10 protein-coding genes are annotated in these 20630 nt (G+C 39.8%); all 10 read left to right on the forward strand.

Translation table 11 applies throughout. The features are described from left to right. The first annotated feature begins 389 nt into the window (after positions 1-389). The 10 genes from OKW21_RS07310 (at position 390) to OKW21_RS07355 (ending at position 20620) form a co-directional block, all read left to right on the forward strand. Entirely contained in the window at positions 390-3578 is a 3189-nt protein-coding gene (locus OKW21_RS07310; protein WP_277478743.1) for a SusC/RagA family TonB-linked outer membrane protein, read from the forward strand. Between the two features lie 29 nt (positions 3579-3607). Next, on the forward strand, positions 3608-5275 hold the full coding sequence (locus OKW21_RS07315; protein WP_277478745.1) for a SusD/RagB family nutrient-binding outer membrane lipoprotein: 1668 nt from the start codon (positions 3608-3610) through the stop codon (positions 5273-5275). 196 nt (positions 5276-5471) lie between these two features. Continuing rightward, complete coding sequence (locus tag OKW21_RS07320) at positions 5472-6338, forward strand: DMT family transporter (RefSeq protein WP_277478748.1); 867 nt, start codon at positions 5472-5474, stop codon at positions 6336-6338. A 60-nt stretch (positions 6339-6398) separates the two neighbouring features. Then, entirely contained in the window at positions 6399-8681 is a 2283-nt protein-coding gene (locus OKW21_RS07325) for a fibronectin type III domain-containing protein (RefSeq protein WP_277478752.1), read from the forward strand. Between the two features lie 140 nt (positions 8682-8821). Beyond that, positions 8822-11041 carry an alpha/beta hydrolase-fold protein gene (locus OKW21_RS07330; protein ID WP_277478754.1) on the forward strand — a complete coding sequence of 740 codons (2220 nt, stop codon included), beginning with the start codon at positions 8822-8824 and terminating at the stop codon, positions 11039-11041. A gap of 7 nt (positions 11042-11048) precedes the next feature. After that, entirely contained in the window at positions 11049-13274 is a 2226-nt protein-coding gene (locus OKW21_RS07335; RefSeq protein WP_277478755.1) for a hypothetical protein, read from the forward strand. Between the two features lie 150 nt (positions 13275-13424). After that, complete coding sequence (locus tag OKW21_RS07340; protein ID WP_277478757.1) at positions 13425-14087, forward strand: RNA polymerase sigma factor; 663 nt, start codon at positions 13425-13427, stop codon at positions 14085-14087. Between the two features lie 222 nt (positions 14088-14309). Beyond that, entirely contained in the window at positions 14310-15332 is a 1023-nt protein-coding gene (locus OKW21_RS07345) for a FecR family protein (RefSeq protein WP_277478759.1), read from the forward strand. An 84-nt stretch (positions 15333-15416) separates the two neighbouring features. Further along, the gene (locus tag OKW21_RS07350) at positions 15417-18863 is read left to right on the forward strand and encodes a SusC/RagA family TonB-linked outer membrane protein (protein WP_277478762.1); all 3447 of its coding nucleotides are present in this window, start codon (positions 15417-15419) and stop codon (positions 18861-18863) included. A gap of 29 nt (positions 18864-18892) precedes the next feature. Further along, positions 18893-20620 (forward strand): RagB/SusD family nutrient uptake outer membrane protein, encoded by a 1728-nt coding sequence (locus OKW21_RS07355; protein ID WP_277478764.1) that lies wholly within the window; start codon positions 18893-18895, stop codon positions 20618-20620. The last annotated feature ends 10 nt before the right edge of the window (positions 20621-20630 follow it).

Genomic DNA, 20630 nt, shown 5'->3' on the forward strand with positions numbered 1-20630 from the left:
GGGTTGCAAAATAGTTTTATCTTCTGATACAGGAAGTGCTTATCAGCTATATTTCTCTCTGTTATCTTTGCCCTTTTTCTCCTAGTACACGCATAACTTAGGTTTTGAGGCTCTTCTTCAAACACGGACTTATATATTTGTCAGGCATAGACAGTTTCAATAATTTGCCATTTCTTCCTAATCCTTACCATAGCTCACATCAGGCGCCATTTTTTATAACTTCATGAAGAATATCAACTTTGTATTCTTTCATAACCTTGTTAATTTAATTTTTAAAAGCTTGAAAAAGAAAATAATAATTAATAATATTAAAACGAAATGAAACGAAATGAAACGAAAGGTATACGCGACCTAAAACAAATAAACACACATTCCTAAATTTTTCATTTATGAGGAACAACTATCTAACGATGATCACATTGCTATTTCTTTACTTTTCGTTTGGTTTTATCTTAAACGTTCAGGGACAAGCAAATGTGGTTTCAGGTAAAGTAACTTCAGGGGAGGATAATGCGCCTTTGCCGGGAGTTAACGTTATAGTGAAAGGTACTACTACAGGTTCTGTAACTGACATAGAAGGTAATTATAGCTTTTCAGTTCCTGATCAAGCGACTGTAATAGTTTTTTCTTCTATCGGTTATGCAATGAAAGAGGTTGAAATCGGTGGCCGCAGTGTAATAAATGTGAGCTTAATGCCAGATGTTCAGTCACTTTCAGAAGTAGTAGTGACCGCTTTTGGCATAGAAAGAGAAAAGAAAGCATTAGGCTATGCTGCTCAGGAGCTAGAACCCAAAGCCCTGGAAGATGCCAGAGAAGTGAATGTCGCTAATTTTCTCACAGGAAAAGTAGCCGGTGTTCAGGTTACTAATACCGCTTCCGGTACTGGTGGGTCCAGTATTGTCACTATTAGGGGGAATAGTTCACTGACAGGTGATAATCAACCTTTATATGTAGTAGATGGAGTACCCATAGATAATTCTAAATTTCAGGAAGCAGGTACATTCGGAGGTAATGATTTTGGAGATGGGATAGGTAATCTTAATCCTGAGGACATAAAGTCAATTTCAGTATTGAAAGGACCCAATGCCTCCGCACTCTATGGCTCAAGAGGTAGTAACGGAGTAATTCTGATCACTACAAAATCTGGTAGAGCAAGAAAAGGAATTGGCGTGGAAATCAATTCAAATGTAACTAGCCAAAGGATAAATTTGATACCGAATGTTCAAAATAAGTTTGCTACCGGCTATGAAGGAACCAACCTGTACGGACAGTTGGTAGAAATTGATGGTAAGCAGTATGAAACCATGGAGCCATGGCATGGTGACAGCTGGGGACCTCCGCTTGATGGAAGGTTAGTGGTGAATCCCTTTGTGTATCCGGGGGAAGAACCGTCTACTTTTCCTCTACTACCTCAACCTAAAGATAATATCAGAGATTTCTGGGAAAATGGTTTGGTTACCAACAATTCAATTGCACTGACTGGCGGCAATGAAAAATCAACAGGAAGGTTATCATTTGGAAATACCACAATTAATGGTATCACTCCTAAACATCATATTAATCAGCAAACCGTCAACTTGAGGGCCACAACCCAGCTTACCAGCAAATTATCCTTTGACGCAAAAGTGAACTACATCCATAAGCAGGGAGAAAATACCCCTGAATTGGGTTCAACAGGGGATAATGTTGTATATGGTTTGTCCATTTTAGGAAGGTACGTTCCTCTTGATTTTCTGGAAGAATACTATAATGAAACCGGGGATTGGGGTAGGTGGCCAGGTGTACAGTACAATCCCTATTATGTTGTCAATGAGTTGACCAATACCAATAACAGAGACCGGATCATTGGCTTTGCCGAAGCAAAATATCAGTTCAATGATTGGCTAAGCGTGAATGCCAGAACCGGTATTGACTTTTACACTGAGAAAAGGAAAAAAATCTGGCCGGTTGGTGCGAGAGGCAGTGCCAACAATCGCGGACGGATTTTGGAAGATACCTATTTCGTTAAAGAAAATAACAGCGATATATTACTGACAGCAGCAGATAACCTTTCTGATAACTTTAGTGCTTCTTTTTCGGTAGGGGCAAGCCTATTGACTCGCAAAAGAGAACGCACTGGATGGGATGCCAGAAACTTTAAGGCAGAAGGAGTTTATGATGTGAGCAATACACAGGATGCACGACCTTCTTATTACCTATGGCAAAAAGAAATGCAGTCCGTGTACTTCATGGGACAAATAGGATATAAAAACTATTTATTCCTTGATGTGACAGGCAGGAATGACTGGTCTTCGGCTTTAGGTAAAAATAATTACTCCTTTTTCTACCCTTCAGTAAGTACAAGCTTTGTATTTACGGATGCCTTTGAGATAGAATCAGATATTTTGACTTTTGGTAAAATCAGAGCCTCTTATGCACAAGTAGGTAATGATTCAGATCCGTATTTAACTCAAGCTGGTTTTAACTCCTACACTTCTACTTTTAACGGACAGAGTTATGCTTCAATGAGTAGCAGAATACCTTTGTTTGATTTAAAAAACGAGTTAACAGAATCGATTGAATTTGGTACAGATATCAGGCTGTTTAACAATAGATTTGGTGTAGATGTCACTTACTACGACGGAAGGACAAAAAATCAAATTCTTCCGGTATCCATTTCAAATGCCAGTGGCTATTCTACTGTGGTCGTAAATGCCGGAGAAATTCGCAATTCTGGTTTGGAGGTCTCCCTGAATACGACTCCGGTTCAATTAAACAATTCATTCCGCTGGGATTTATCCTTTAACTTTGCAAAAAACAGATCTACCATTGTTGACCTTGCCCCTGGCATAGAGACCTACCTCCTTTATGATTCCTATCCCAATGATATTGAAGCCAGGCCAGGAGAAGCATTCGGCAACATCATTGGCTATAAGTATAAGCGTAGCCCTGATGGACAAAGGATTGTAAATTCGGGAGGTACTTATGAACGAGAAGCCGAAAGAAGTGTTTTGGGCAACATTACCCCAGACTGGACCGGCGGATTAAATAATACCTTCTCATTCAAGGGCTTTACCTTAAATGCTTTGATAGATTTTGTACAAGGCGGAGAACTTACTTCCTCCACCAAGTACCAAATGGTAGCCAAAGGAACAGGTGAATTTACACTGGAAGGAAGAAGAGCATCAGATGATCTTCCTTATGTAGGCGTGTTGGATGGTGTTGTAGAAGTCACAGATGAGGGAGGTAATGTGATTGGATACGAAGAGAATACCAAAGCGGTAGATGGCCAGACCTACTGGGCAAATAGGGCCTGGAGTGACATAGGAGAAGAGTTTGTGTTAGACGCCAGCTACATAATGCTCAGGGAAGTGATTTTAGGATATAACTTCCAACCTTCTTTTATTGATAATACCCCATTTACCGGCATTAGAATTTCTTTAGTAGGCAGGAATCTGTGGTACATAGAAGAACACATGCAGAATATGGGAATTTCTCCTGAATCGGCAGTGAGCACTTCAGCTCCCGCTCAAGGAGTTGAGGCTCTCTCCATGCCTACTACACGAAGTTTTGGGGTAAATGTTAACCTTACTTTTTAAGCGAACCTTAGCTGTAAAATCTTTGAGAAATGAATATTTTAAGAAAAATAAAATTTATTTGCTCCCTTACATTGGCTGTGTTCTTATCCAATGCTTGTACGGAGGATTTTGAAGAACTAAATACACCTTCTGATCTGATTACAGAAGACGTCATCAACGTTAATCTGCTTTTTACGCGTGTTGAGCAACAGGCAGTTGTAAGTGATAGTCCTAATGGCAGGGGAACCATTGGTAACTATTCAGGAATATCTGTCTCAGGTGCCAACCGTCCTTTCCAGGATGGTACTTTTGATGATGTATGGAATGATACATACATTACCTATACAAATAATTTAGCCTACATCATTCGTTTGACGCAGGACGACCCTGAACTTGTCAATAAAAAGGCTATTGCCAGAATATTGAAAGTGTGGGCATTTGCCAGAGCAACCGATATTTATGGTGATATTCCTTATTTTGAATCTAATTTACCGCAAGACGAGGCTATTTTTACACCTCAGTATGATACACAAGAGAGTATCTACAGAGATTTTTTCAAAGAGCTGAAAGAAGCCGCCGCTGAGTTAGATCCAACTATGGAAAGTTATGGAAGTGCAGATTTGATTTATCAGGGAGATATAGAAAAGTGGAGGAAGTTTGCGAATTCGCTACGACTCAGATTGGCGCTAAGAGTGCGTTATGCAGATGAACAACTTGCCAAAGAAAATATGAGTGACCTGCAGGAATCAGACCTAATCACCAGTAGGGAAGATGATGCCTACATCATGACCAGCACCGATCTGCCGGAAAATCAAAATGATGGATATAACAGCGTAATTAATAGTGGAGCCAGCTTCAATCCTGCTATGATTGGAAAAACATTACTGGATGCTTTTCATGACAACAATGATCCTAGAACCAAGCTATTTGCGGATACCGCCAAAGCTGAATTCCCGGCAGAGATGCCTGATGTTGACTATTTTGGCTACAGGGGGCACCCACTGTTAGGTCTGGTGCCTGTGGAAGAAAAATATCCTTACGGCTATGAGTCAGTCTCCAGGCTGAGTAGCTTTTGGTTCGTCCCTGTCATTGAGAGACCATTGCTCAGAAGTTCTGAGGTATACTTTGCCTTGGCTGAAGCATCCCTGTTCGGCTTAAGGAGTGGAGATGCGCAGGAATATTACAGAAAAGGTATAGAAGCAGGAATTCAGTGGGCACAGGAATTTTATGAGATGGGCGAAAGCCAGCTTCCCGAGGTGTTAAAAATCATACATCCGGAATGGACAGATGAAGACATAAATAAGCTGTTAACGCACAAAGCAATGACTGCTGAGGAAATTGATACATTTTTAGCTTCTCCGACAGCTACTTTATCAGGATCACAGGAAGTGAAGTTAGAACAGATCATGACACAGAAACTGATTGTATTGTATCCCATGGAATATCAGGCCTGGGCTGAATGGAGGAGAACCGGATATCCTAGGGTTTTGGTAGGAAGTGATGATGATGACTTACAAGGAACTATACCAAGAAAGCAGCGCTGGCCCGATACAGAGATGTCAGTGAATAGCCAAAGTTATCAGGAAGCATTGTCTAGAATTGGGGGAGAAGATGGCAAATTGATCAGAGTTTGGTGGGATGCTAACCCGAATGTGCCTTATAAGCATCCGGGTGAAGTAGAAAAAAGAGATGAACCCTGGGTTACTACAGATGAATAGTATTTAGCTATTGTTTAAAACAAAAAGTAAAGGTTATTCCCAAGTTTGGAATGCCTTCGCTTCTATTATCTGGGTTTAGGTTTACAGATCAACGATCAGTTAGAAAACTTGAGCTTTTTAGTGTAAAAGCATTATTCAAAATTGTAGTTAGTGTCTAAATCAGAAATTAAGAATTCTTATGTATGCAGTTTCAGCTATGAGAACTCAGCTATGGCTAACATATGCTTTGATCACTACCATATTTTGGGGAGTATGGGGGGCACTGATTGAAATACCGGAAAAAGCAGGTTTTCCAGCTACTTTAGGATATTCTGTATGGGCGATAAGTATGATTCTTCCAGCGATTTTTGCACTTAGAGTCATAAAATGGAAGCTGGATGTACATCAAAAAGCTATACTACATGGCATTATCATAGGACTAACTGGGGCTCTGGGTCAATTAGTGCTATTTCAGGCACTAAAAACAGGGCCAGCTTACCTAGTCTTTCCCTTTATTTCTCTGGCACCTCTAGTTACCATATTGCTTTCCTATTGGCTAATTAAAGAGAGAGCAGCTTTTCGTTCATGGATTGGAATCATATTGGCTTTACTGGCCATCCCCCTATTGTCATATCAATCGCCGGAGCAAGGGCAAACCTATGGGCAGTTGTGGATATTGCTTTCACTCTTTGTCTTTCTGGCGTGGGGGGTACAGGCTTACTTTATGAAGGTCGCAAACGAGCATATGAAGGCAGAAAGCATCTTCTTTTATATGATGCTTACCGGCATTATGCTCATACCCATCGCGCTGATGATGACCGATTTCTCTCAGGATATTTACTGGGGATTTGAAGGACCATATCTGGCGACTGGTATACAGTTATTAAATGCTGTAGGTGCTTTATGTTTGGTATATGCATTCAGGCATGGTAAAGCGATTGTTGTGAGTCCACTGACCAATGCAGGAGCGCCGGTGATTACCATCATTCTTTCTTTGGTGATTTACGGGTTTTTTCCGCATTGGGTGATACTCAGCGGAATGATACTGGCAGTGATTGCCATCCTTCTGATGGCAGAATCCTGAATTTTATGAGGTGGCTCAAATCGTATTTTTTATTGTATGAAATTTATAGAACAAGTATTGATGATTAGACTAGTTTACCTGATTAATTTTTTGATGTTTTTTACAGTGAACTGTAAAGGGCAAATTCATGAAAAAAGAAGTAGTAGTTCATTAGAAACAGCTCATCAAAAAGAAGCTGAAGAAGTTTTAGAGGCTTTCAGCCAGCTTACTGTTGATACACCCCCGGATACTGTTTATAAAGTGTTTAATCAGTTTTGCCTTAACTATTATGGGGCTAAGACAGATTCTCTTTATCATACTACATTTGGGCATCGTCTTAAAATTTCTGAGGAAAGCAGATGGAATTACATCTCAGAAAGATCAGCTACCATTGCATGGGAAACTAATCTGCCCACAAAAACTTATGTAGAGTATGGAAAAACCAAAGATTATAGACAAAGAACACCTATACCCGAGCGTTATTTTTTTATTCATGTGCACTATCTAAAAAATCTGTCTCCTAATACCCAATATCATTACAGGCTAGTCTCTATTGATGAAGAAGGAAGTAGAATAGAATCTACAGACCAAATTTTTTACACCCAGGAAATCATAGACGCAATTGAAGTTCCTGGCACATTAGGCAAGCCTCCCTATGTGCTAGACCAAGCCAATACAACTTACTTAGTGACCGAGGATATTACTGCTGATAAAAGTGCTTTTGATATTCAAGCTGGTGGTATCACCCTGGATTTAGGAGGACATACTATTACCCATGCTAACCAACTGATTGATGATCTTGATTATGAAAATATAAATAAATCCGGTGTGGGCATACGGCGAGTCAATAATGACCAGCAATCAGGATTGAAAATCTTTAATGGCATTATCAAACAGGGTAAAGCCAGAAACAATCAGGATTATGTAGCGGGAGAAAATATGTTAAACCCTGATCCGGAGAAAGCAAAACTGCTGGAAAGGAATTCCAAGCGGGGTTTTAGCAATATTGAAATTACTGGTAAGGATGATGTGGAAATTGCCGGAGTCACTGTAGAATATCATTTGCCTCAAAGTTGGGGAATGCGTTTTGATGATGCTTTTGGAGAATATGATATACATCATAATGTATTTTTAGATAAAGGAACGCAGATGTTTAACCGTCATGGCTTGGGAGGAGCACGTTCACTAGGATTTAAAGGCTATGACAAAGGTAAGCTGGATCAAAATGGAAATGATTTGCAGGTGCATCATAACCTGATCAAACGTACCCGCCAGAATACTATCAATGCAGCCCAGGAGATATTTCACAATGAAATATATGTTGATAGCTGGGTTGTAAACTCTTTTGCTATACAGCCTAGCAAAGAACAAGGTCATGTATATGGTAATAAGATTTTCCTCACTGGTTATTATTCTTGCGGAATCCTATGGGCTTCCAAAGACCTAAACGTAAATGGTAATTTTATCCATATGGAAGGAGTGAGAACGATGATTGAAACCCCCAACAAGGGGATGAGGCTGATTGAAACTTGGGGTGAGCAGGATGTGCTTGCAGGTATGAGAGTTACTAATTATGGAGAGGGAGGGCAGGCACGTGAAAATTTACATTATGAAAATAATGTGATTTTTGGTAGATCCCGCCAAGGAGGAGAGATGAGAGGTACGGAATTCTTTTCTGACTATTCCATAAAAAACCTGGTATTTAAGGGTAATATTGTAAAAGTGCTAGCCACTGATAGCATGAGTACCATAGCAGCCTGCATTGATACTCAGGGAGCTTACAATGACCGATCTACCCATCTGCCACTATTCTACAAAAGCAATAAATTAATTTCTAACATTTGTAATATTCGTTTTGGAGACGCTTACGGACAAGGGAGCAACCATCATTTTGTCAATTGCAAACTTATAAAAGCAGGAAATCATCCCGAGTACCACACCTTTGTTTTTGATGGGCATAACTCAGTTTTTAATCACGTGCTACTTGATTGTGAGTTTGGAGAGGGGACAAGTTATGATGATGTATATTGGAAAGACACCGGTTCTCTCAGCAATTATCAGATACAATGGACGCTTACAATAGATACACATCCTGGAGCAGAAGTAAAGATTAATGATAGATTCGGGAATCTGTCTTATGCTGGTATTGCTGATGCAGAAGGGAAGCTTAGTACACCTCTTGCCCAATGCACAATACGTCCGATGGAATGGACTGAGCAGGGGGTAGAGGTGATAGTAGAGAAAAAATATGAACATCAGGCGGATGAGTTTTCTCCTTATAATATTTCTGTTAGAATAGGTAATAAAGAAAAGACAGAAACTGTTGACATGAATGGAAAAAAGACAGTCAGAATACAATTTTGAGGCATTTGGCTAGTGGAATAAAGGTATAAAAAGCTAGTAATTAGCGTGTTATAGACTTTACGATTACCTTTAGTATAATGACGCAATGAGAAGTTATGAAAGAATGTGATAAAAAAATAGGGCGGAGCTTGGCAAAGCTAATGTTAGTTATCTGTATTTTCTTTTGCTCTATAGAATTGTATGCTAATGATGCCATCATTATTGATGCTCAGCATTATAGTCATGTAATGGGAGAGATGCGAAACTACAGGGTCATACTGCCTCCGGGTTACTACGAAAATACCGATAAAAAATATCCAGTAGTGTATTTCTATCATGGTTGGTCGCAAAGGTATTTTGGAAGCTTGGTCAGAAATGAAGAAGATCACTCCAAACCAAAGATTGATGATGAATTATCAGCCCTGGTGGCTAAACATTCAATAATAATAGTCAAGCCGGATGGCTATAATGCTGATCCGGACAACTCATATTATTTGCGTCCTTACAACATAGGGCCGGTGGAAACGCATCGTCAGTTTCCGCTGTATTTTCCTGAGCTGGTAAATTATATAAATGGTCATTATAAGACGATAGCGGATAGAAATCATCGGGCTATATCAGGCTTTTCCATGGGTGGCTTTATGAGTTTCTGGATTGCTGGAAAGTACCCTCATCTACTATCCGCTGCGGGTAGTTTTTGTGGCTCTTCTGAATTTGTGGTAGGCCCTAAAGATTTTCCGGTAGAGTACCATCATAAAGATATGTATAAGAATTATGAAGGGCTGAAGTTGAGATTGCATTTCGGAAAAGATGATTTTATCCGTGCCTATCATCGTGACATTGACCGCATCTGGCTCCAACTTATGGATAATTACGACAGCCAGGTATATGAAGGTGGGCATGCCGTGAGCGGCTTAGCAGATATGTTCAGCTTTTACGCAGACGTGTTTAAAAGTCCTCCGAAAGTACCACAGCAATGGCATCATACGGATGTATATCCTGAGTTTTCTGTCTGGGGGTATGAAGTCAGTTCTGACCGCAATGTTCCTGGCTTTACCGTACTGGAAAATGTTGATAAAAACGGGTTTCAGCTCAGCGTCCGTAAATTTTTGCCCCAAGGTGAAACACTTCCCAGCGTAAAGCTATCAGTGCTTACTGCGCCTTTGTACAAAAAAAATACTGAATACATCATCAATGTTGTCAACCTGTTTACTCAACAAAAGTCCCAGCAGAAAATAAGATCTGATGACAGTGGAAGGTTAAAAATTAAGCTGAATGGTGGGTTTCAGGAAGTAGGGATAAGTGAATCTGTTGGATCACCAAATATTTCCATTGCTTCAGTAAAGGTTGAAAATCCAGACTGGGCGACCGCAAACGATGATATGTCTGTTTTGATAGAGCTGGTAAATAAAGGAAGTGGTGATGCTGAAGATGTGACAGCCAAATTATTGCCCTACCGCAATACTGCCAGGATTAAAAAAGATGTTTCCCATATTGAAAATATAGGTGTAAACGAAGTTACATCCCTCACTTCTCCTTTTGTGTTTCGTACTACTTCTGACAGTAGCGGAATACTGAAATTCAAATTACTACTGACTGATCAGAAAAATCATCAGTGGCAGGAATCTTTCACAGTGGATATCAAGCCGGAGAGTGCTCCAACTGGCAACTTTGAAATAGCAGATGGAAGAGAAATTACTTTTGTGCAAGGAGGAAAAGACACAGTCACTAGTGTACTTGGTGTAGGTAATGGTGATGGAGAAGTAAATCCAGGCGAATCCATTGCCATCTTGGTAAAAGATGAAGGTATACTTTGGCCTGCTTCCTTATATTCATCAGACCCAGATGTAGATCTTTCTGGCAGTCATACAAGAGTCTCTGATAGCTGGACAGAATTTGACCATGTAGGAGGATCTTTTAAGTATAGTGTACCCACAATTTCCTCTGATTGCTCGGGCAAAACAATCCATTTATTGGCTGAATACTGGATACCAGATTACCCTGACCATCATATTAGAAATAACAAAATTTCAATTCTGGTTTCAGGTAAAGACCAAACTCCACCTAAGATGGCATGGGCAGAAATTGGAGATGATAATATTATTCAGGTCAGGCTTTATGATGGAGGAAATATTTCACAAGCTTCCGCTACGTTTCAGTTGGAAGATGAGCCTGAAACGAAATTCCTGCTTGACTTGAATGACGAAGGTATAGACGGCGATAGCGTAGCTGGGGATAAGGTTTTTAGTAGGCAAATTAAAGCTCCAAAGTTTGGCTTGTATCAGATCAGTGTTACTGCATCAGATTTTTTAGACAATACAACTACTATACAAATTCCTGAACCTAGCACTCTTTATGGAGCAAAATTATATTATAAATAAAACAGCTATGTTAAAGCATTTATCAGCTTTGCCTAAATCAATAGCAATAGGTTTGATAATTTTCAGTTTTTCTCTGCCATTAGCAGCACAGTATACCCAGCCTGAACCTCAAGTAATAACAGCAAATGTTATTCCGGTGAGTGAGCCTGGAAGCTATGGTAAGGCAGGTGCGACCTATATGCTAACAAGTGACATCTCTAGCGATAGAAGTGCAGTTTTTTTGGGAAAAGATGTAACTCTTGACCTGAACGGTTATACCATTACTTATGCCGATGGAAATTATAGACACATTCCCAATTATGGCTTTGAAGAAGGAGTGAAGGGCTGGAACATTTCAAAGGCACCGGGAGCGAAAGTCGTTAATACAGCAGATGTACACGCTTTTATTGGTGAAAAACTGATGAGCCTGGAGGCAGGAGATGAAATTGTGTCTCCATATATTGATTTACCTGTGGCTCATCGTTCTTATTTTGCCATGTGTGGTGTGACTGGGCGCTATTATCAGGATATGGATGGAGACATAAACAATAACATGCAAGTGAGTATCTATGTGGAGGATGAAAAGGGGGATATAGTTCAATGTATCACAGAGTATGGAGATACCACTTTAATAAGCAGCCCAATAGAAAATAAATCCCCCCGTCTGGGAGGAGGTTTTATTACGGCACATCTCAATAATATTCCTGCAGGAAAATACCGCATCAGGGTAAAAGCCAATACCGATTGCTTGGTAGATGAAATTGACATTCGGCCAGCAATGGATGTAGGAATTGGTATTGTGGATCAAACGCATCCTTATGGGCATTACGACCATTTGTATAACATAAAACATGCTGCTTTTTTTGATTATACTGAAGATGTATCAGAGTCAATTCCTCTGTCAGATATGCCGCAAGTAGAGGGAGAAGGTACTATTACCATCAAAAATGGTATAATCAAAAACGGTACAGTTGGGGTCATGTCATGGGGTATTCAGTCTACGGCCGAAAAAGTAAAGATCATATTAGATAATGTGAAAATCATTTCCTCAGGTATCAATACCACTGCGGTTGATGTTCCCTCAGCTACCATCACCAATTGTACATTTGACATTGATAATCCTTTTATCATCAACCGTCATGGGGCACAGTTCTATGCTGTGGATTTAAGAGGGGAACAAACTTCAGAAGTATCTTATTCTGAGTTCTTTGGAGGGCAAGGTTGCCTGGTATTTAAGGGTGATCATTCCAGCATCCACCATAATTATTTTGTCAATCATCAGCTGGTTACCAACCACTATAGCATTATGGCGATAGGAGATAGCTCTAAGATCTTTGAAAATCGTATTGAGCCTAAGGTGGGTTCTGGCATTGAAATCTATCGGCACAGAGGTATTGAGATATTTAATAATGTTATAAAAATAGAAGCTGCTCCTCCATCCTGCGAGTATAATGACCTTTACAGTACCAATGCGATAAGAATCGCTGATTATGGAGCAGAAAAAAAATCTCCCAGGGGAGCGTATGGGAACAGAGTTTATAATAATAGTTTTTATATCACCGGAAAGAAATACCCTCAATACCCAGATTATATTCCTCTCGCCTCAGCTATATTTTATAGTGCCAGCGCAGGTGACAATTATATTTTCGGTAATGAAATAATACTAGAAAACCAGGACCCTGAGACTGATGCGGAAGCATATGCTTTTTATATTGGAAATACTGACGGAGGACAAATTTACAACAACGAAATCACAGCCAATGTAACCCCGGTATGGATAGCTAGTGCTTATGGAAGTGCAGCTAATACTCATTTGTATAACAACAGGTTCAGTAAATCTCCAAATACTACCCGCGATTTTATTCCTATTAGGATGGGGTACTCTGAGCGGAGTGATTGTTTTGCCAAAGACATAGAATTTTGCTCAAATGCGTTTGAAAACCTAGCATTTGCTATTGAAAGAGAAGGAGAGGCACCAGTCAGTTACGAAGTCTACTGGACCTTAACTGTAGAGCTAATAGATAGCCAAGGTAACAAGGTGAAAAATGAAGCGGTAAAGATTATAAACAATAATGGGCAGGAAGTCTTCAGGGGAAAAACTGATCAAGATGGATTGTTACAAACAGAATTAGCAGCGTATGCAGTAGACAAATCAGGTAAAAATTATTCATCACCTTATAAAGTATTTGTTAAGAACCAAAAGAAGAAAGTTTCTTTGGATGATAATCGTAAAATAACAATTCAGGTGCAATAAAACTTGAAATGTAAAAGTGAAGACAATTTATGGATTCGCGAAAAGTAGTTTTCTCTATAACCTTGTTTAATAAATTTTTTGTAAAAGAGTTGTTTACTTGCGATAATGTAAAAAAGAGTGTAATTATAAACACTTGAATTACGATCTACCATGCCTGAGAGCCATTTGTCCATCGTCTCCAAGCTTAACCGACTGCCAAAGGATAAGCATGATAGTGCTATTGGAAAATCAATTACACATCTAACCCATAAACGCTCTGAGCAAGAGTTGTGGGAGTCCTTTATAAAAGGTGATGATTCAGCTTTCGATTTATTGTATCAGATTTCTTTTCGCAGCTTGTATAATTACGGGATGAAGCTATGCAATCAGCATGATCTAGTAAAAGACAGCATTCATGATTTATTTATTAATCTCTGGAAGTACCGCTCTAAACCCTCTCGCATCCGTGCTATCAAACCTTATCAGTACAAAGCTTTAAGAAATATTATCCTGAAGGCTCAGGCACAAAACTCACCCTCAGTTGCTGTTGAAGCGGCTTATCATTTTTCTTTTGACACCTCAGTTGAAACTAAATTTATTCTACGGGAAACCCAGGACGGGCAAAGAGACAAACTACAAAATGCGCTCAACCTACTGACCCAGAAGCAGCGTGAGGTTATCTTTCTTAAATTTTTTGACCAACTTTCCTACGAGGCTGTAGCGCATGTGCTGGGCATCTCCACCAAAGCAACCTACAAACTGGTAGCTAGGGCCATAGCCTTTCTCCGGGAAAAAATGATTCTAATTACTGCTCTTTTTAGCCTGCTGGGATAACAATATTGCCTTAGCCATTTTTACTGTTATCAAATCTGGTATTAAGCTTTCTGGAATTTTCTCTCCCATTAAAATTATAGATTAAGCATCAAAACCTTCATTTTGTTGATTTAATGTTAAAATAGCTCTCTTTTTTTAGTACAAACCATAAACTTTGAAATATTTCTTCTAAGCCATGGGGTAAAATGGGTGAATCAAAGAACTTATAATAAAACACCCATTATGGATTACCGCAGCTTTTCAATAGAAGAATTTGTAGCAGACGCCTATTTTCAGCGTTGGGTCTTGTCCGAAGAGGAAACAGCAGACATCTATTGGAAAAAATGGCTTCAAGACCATCCTGAGCAAAGGCAGGATATTCTGGAGGCAGCTGCTATTTTGCGAAGTATGCATTTCACTGCGAATGAACCCACAGAGGAGGATGCAGCGCAGGTGTGGCGTGATATAGTAAAGAATCGTTCTACAGGCAGGTATAAAGTCAAAAACCAAAAAATTATGGCTTTTCCATGGTATGCCGTAGCAGCCTCTATAGCCTTGGTGCTCGCCGTAACATTTGTGATGCTAAAGGTACAGGATGTGAATCATGCTCTGTTTGGCATCAGCTACCAAACTGAGTTTGGCCAAACTCAGGAGCTTATACTTCCTGATGGATCATCAGTTGTCTTAGGGGCTAATTCCAGTTTACACTACTCCTCAGGATGGCTCGGTGATAGTGAACGGACTGTCTCTCTGGAGGGGGAAGCTTACTTTTCTGTAGTGCATACCGAAGATGATCAGAAGTTTGTCGTCTATTCGGATGAGGTCGCAATTACTGTGTTGGGAACGAGGTTCAACGTAAACAATCGTCGTGATGAAAACCAAATACTGCTTGAAGAAGGGAGTATTCGCCTCAGTTTACCCCAGGCAATCAATAAGTCTGAAAAGGTAGAGGTGAATATGCAACCGGGCGAACTCGTCTCGGTACAGGAAGGAAAAATCACCAAAGCCATAGCTCAAACAGAAAAGTATATATCCTGGACTGCGGGAGTCTTTGTATTTGAAAAAGCCCCTCTTTCTGAGGTGATAGAATTGATTGAAGACCACTTTGGCTACACTGTCATTACTCAGGGCGTTGAGCCTGAGGAAATGATCATGACGGCAGAACTTCGTACCACAGACCTGGATATGATGCTTCGCTATTTATCCGAAATTTTTCAACTTAAAGTAGAAAAAACACATGAAACGATCACCTTAAGCAGTACTTAAAAGAAAGCCCGACAAACATAAGGGTGGGGAGCATTTGCCTGACAGGCTATGCGATTCATTTACACAATCCTAAAACTAATCAACATGTATTATAATGTACTTTCTGTAGCAAAATTTTTACTGTTCCTACTGCTATGTGGAGTGAGTGTTATTCCTTCGCTGGCCCAACAACCTTTGGCTTCGGTGAGATCAGTGGCCAACACGCATGCTCAGGATGATAAGACGATGAGCCTGGATCAGGTGCTGGAAAAAATCAAAGCACAGCACCAGGTCACTTTTGGTTATCAGGAAGACCTGGTAGCCGGAAAAACAGTTGAAACCCAGCGCTGGAAAAAACAGGAACTTAAGCAGGCTTTAGAAACGGTGTTGAAACCGCATGGACTGGAATTCAAACAGTTGGATGAGGTACACTTTGTCATTACACCTAAAGAAAATAAACTGCCTAAAAAAATACTTCCCAAAGAGGTAGGTGCAGATGACAATCAACACGTACCAAACAAAGTTAGTATGCTGACAAGCTTAGATCCTTTGTCCGTTCAGGAACATATGAGGCTGGCACAAACCATCAGCGGCCAGGTAACCGATGGAGAAAGTGGAGAACCTCTTCCTGGTGTCAATATTCTTGCAAAAGGGACAACAAAGGGCACTATTACAGATGGTGGAGGAAATTATAGACTGACTGTAAATGATGACGTTAAACTTTTGGTTTTTTCCTCAATTGGTTATTTGAGTGAAGAAGTTGAAATTAATGGAAGAAGCACCATTAATCTTTCACTAATGCCCGACATACAATCCCTTTCAGAAGTGGTAGTCATTGGATATGGGGCTCAGCGAAAAAAAGATCTGACTGGTGCCGTATCTAGTGTGAATGAAGAAGTAATACAAGAAAGGCCTGCTACATCCGTAGTCCAATCTTTACAAGGAGCTGTTGCAGGATTGAATGTTGGACAGGTAAATGCAGCAGGCGAAGAACCCACCTTATCCATACGTGGAAGAACTTCAATTTCGGGATCTCAAGACCCTTTAATTGTTTTGGATGGAGCTATTTTTAGAGGTAAGCTGATTGATATCAACCCAAATGATATTCAATCAATAGATGTGCTAAAAGATGCTAGTTCTACTGCTATCTATGGTTCACAGGCAGCTAATGGAGTTATTATTATTACAACCAAAAAAGGGGCAGGACGTGAGGGTTTGACTGTAAACTTTTCTATGTATTATTCCCTTATGGAGCCTACTAAAAAGTTTATACCAGAGAGTCCTAACCAGCTTAAAGATAGAGTTACCAGTGCTTATTTTATGGATAGCCGTACTGCTGCTTCAGGCTATTTGGATCCAAATCCTGATTTTGATGTAACATCAACTTCTAGGACCACAGACATCGCAAGAGCTTATGCTGAAAATATCGTTACAGATTGGTACGGTATTACCACTAACAAAAACTTAAATGCTCAAAATTATGACTTCTCCATTGCTAATCGAAATAGCCAGGGAGGATACTATTTATCAGCAGGGTACACTCAGCAAGATGGATATATGGTGAATGAAGATTATAACCGATTTAATACAAGAATAAATATAGATCATGATCTCACTGATTGGTTGGAGATAGGAGTACAATCATTCCTTACTTCCAGTGATTATTCAGGTCAGGAGGTTCCACCAAGCAACAGATATCTTTATATGCTTTATGCTCCTGCTTACGAAGCAGATGGGGTCACACTCTTACAAAATCCCAGAGGAGTAGGCACTAATATTTATAATCCGCTATTACTTATGCAGAGTGAAGATTTGGACAAACGTTTGAACCTATTTGGTAGCGCTTATGCAGATTTTAAAATCCCTTTCATTCAAGGGCTATCTTTCAAATCCAGGTTCAATGTCAATTCTATTAGGAATAGCCAGTACTATTACCAGCCCTACGCCAACAACTTTCTGGCTGAGGGGCAGAAGTATGAGGAAATAGGTGATAATTGGGTGAATGATAATATCTTGACTTATAATAGAATATTTAATAACAAACATAATATCAATGCGACAATTGCATATGGGAGAGAAAAGAGAAGATTTAATGCTACAACAGCTACAGCGTCTAATTTTATTTCTGATGCACTAGGATACAACCGCCTACAAGCAGGTAGTGCTGATCTACAATCTGTGGAAACTTTTGCCTGGGAGGAAACCAACTTATACCAACTCAACCGCTTATTTTATGGCTATGATGACAGGTACTTGCTTACATTTACAGTTAGAACGGATGGCTTCTCTGGATTTGGTGAAGATTATAAATACGGTACCTTCCCTTCAGCATCTTTCGCCTGGGTTTTGAGTGAAGAAAGTTTTTTTAAAGACAGGTTTGAATTTATAGATAATCTAAAAATAAGAGGCTCCTATGGTGCTAATGGTAATAGAACTGTAGGAAGATATGCAACCCTTTCCAGAGTGGCAGGTGGGTTTGATTACATCAATGGAGATGATGTGCCTGTTTATACCCAGGGAAATGCCACCCTTGCCAATCCCGATTTGAAATGGGAAACTACTATTGGGTACAACATTGGACTGGATTTCTCATTATTCAATGCAAAAGTTAGTGGTTCAATAAATTATTACAATACTAATACGGAAGATTTACTTTACGATGTGGATATTCCTGGAATCACAAGATTTGAAACTATTGCGGATAACTTAGGCAAACTCCATAATGAGGGTATGGAAGTAAATGTATCCACACAGAATATAAACAAAAGTAATTTCCGCTGGTCAACAGATCTTAATTTCTCCTATAACAGAAATGAGTTAAGGGAACTACTGGGGTTTGATAATGATGGAGATGGAGAAGAAGATGATCTGATTTCTGAAGGTTTATTTATCGGGGAGTCTCTGGATGCTATATATGCTCTCGAGACAGATGGTGAAATATGGCAAATTGATGAAGAGATTCCCAATACGGCAGATATTGGAAGCTATAAAATCACCGATACGAATGGTGACGGACAGATTACGCTTGATGATAGGGTAATACTGGGTAACGCCTTACCTGCCTTCCGGTGGAGTATGAATAATCGCTTTACATACAGAAATTGGTCTTTGTCAGTATTTATTAATTCTGCAATGGGAAATGACAACTATTATCTGGGAAGAGATGCTTTGGTAGGTACAGGGTTTAATGGTTTAAACGATATGCTATGGGATAATACAACTTTTCCTCAAGGATTAGATTTCTGGTTACCAGAAAATCCTAATGCACGTTACCAACGCTTAGGAGTAAGCGTACCTAACGCTTTAAATGCGGCTAGATATATTGACAGAAGTTTTGTGAGATTACAAAATGTGACACTCTCTTACTCATTAGGTCAAAATGTGCTAGATAAGTTATTTGATATTGAAAATATTAGGCTTTTTGTAAGTGGAAGAAACTTGCAAACCTGGACAAAATGGCCGGGGTGGGACCCTGAAACGGGAGAAGGAATAACGATAGGAGGAAGGCCAGTATTACGATATTATACTTTTGGTCTTGATGTGAGGTTTTAATTTTGATTAATATTCTAAAAGATATTCCGATGAAAACTTATAAAGTAAAACAGTTCGCTATTTATAAACTATTGTTACTATTAAGTCCGCTTTTATGGGTTGCTTGTGACAATGATGAATTTTTGGAAGAGATACCACTGGATTTTTATTCACCTGATAACTCCTATACATCTTTCGATAATTTTGAAGCATCGTTGTATGAAAACTATGAGGTTTTTCGGCAATCATTTTATACGACAAGAGATGCCTTTCAGTCGCCTAGAAATACGGTAAATGGTACTGATATGGTGCAATACGATCAAAATGTAGGTAACCTCAATAATCTACTTGTGCCTACTAGTGATTTTGTTTACACCTCCTATTGGCAACCAGCCTATCAAATCATATATAATGCAAATGTAATCCTTGAAAGATCTGAATCGGAGGATACAGAATTGACTGCAGAAGAAAAACTGAAAATTCAGGCAGAAGCAAGTTTCTTTCGTGGCTATATGTATAAGCTACTTGCAGATATTTATGGTGGTGTTCCAATAGTTCTGCAACCGGAAACAAGTCCAAGAAGAGATTTTGTCAGGGCTACCCGAATGGAAACTTATCAACAAGCTGCTGAAGATTTGCAATTTGCAGCCGAGAATCTGCCTCTAATCACTGAAGTAGATGACTCACGCATAAGTAATTTGACTGCATACCATGCTTTGGCTGAAGCCTATCTTTCATTAGAACAATGGGATGAGGCAGTTACAGCAGCCAGCATGGCAATTGATGACCCAAATACTTCTCTCATGACGGAGAGGTTTGGTTCTCGTGTAAACGATGAATTTAATCCTAATTTTCCCTGGGCCTCGGGTGGTGATCCCTACTGGGATCTTTTTAGACAGGGTAACCAGAACCGTTCTTCTGGTAATACAGAAGCACTATGGGTTATTCAATATGCCTACAATACTCCAGGTGGTGCCGATGGTGGTTACAGATGGGAAACAGCCTCCTGCCCCAGGACCTGGCGACTAAATCATCTTAATAATGATGGAAGCTACTCTAATATAATTCCCTTTCCTAATACATACTACGGTGGAAGAGGAGCCGGGCAAACCAAACCGAGTCATTACGTATATGAGGTAGTTTGGAACAGGAGTGGATACGACGAGGATTTGCGAAATGCAGATTATAATATTATCCGAGATCTAAAAGTAAATAATCCTGAGTCAGATTATCATGGTCAATGGGTTTTTGGAGATAACCTGCCTGGTGTGATAGAAAGTACAACTGATACTATCCGTGACTGGTTTCCTATACTGGCTAAAATAGCCACAATGGGAGATCATCCTCTGGATATATGGCAGGATGACCAAACCATATTCGGCTCTATATCAACTTCAGGAGGACCTGCTAACACTACGCATCGTGACATTTACCAGATAAGGCTCGCCGAAACCTACCTGGTAAGGGCTGAAGCCTATCTTGGGGCTGGAGATTTAGAATCAGCTGCCCAGGATATTAATATCGTAAGGATGCGTTCAAATGCCCCTTCCATAGATGCAGGAGATGTGAACATAGATTATCTATTAGATGAACGAGCCCGGGAACTGGCCTGGGAAGAGAACAGGCTGCAAACTCTGTTAAGGCTTGGTAAACTAGTGGAAAGATCAAGGGAGTATGGCTGGATAGACTATTATGACCATCAAAAACTATGGCCTATACCACAAAGTGAAATTGACAAGAATACAGAAGCTGTATTAGAACAAAATCCCGGGTATTAAATTTCAGCCT

The organism is Catalinimonas alkaloidigena (assembly GCF_029504655.1).
Taxonomy (GTDB): Bacteria; Bacteroidota; Bacteroidia; order Cytophagales; family Cyclobacteriaceae; genus Catalinimonas; species Catalinimonas alkaloidigena.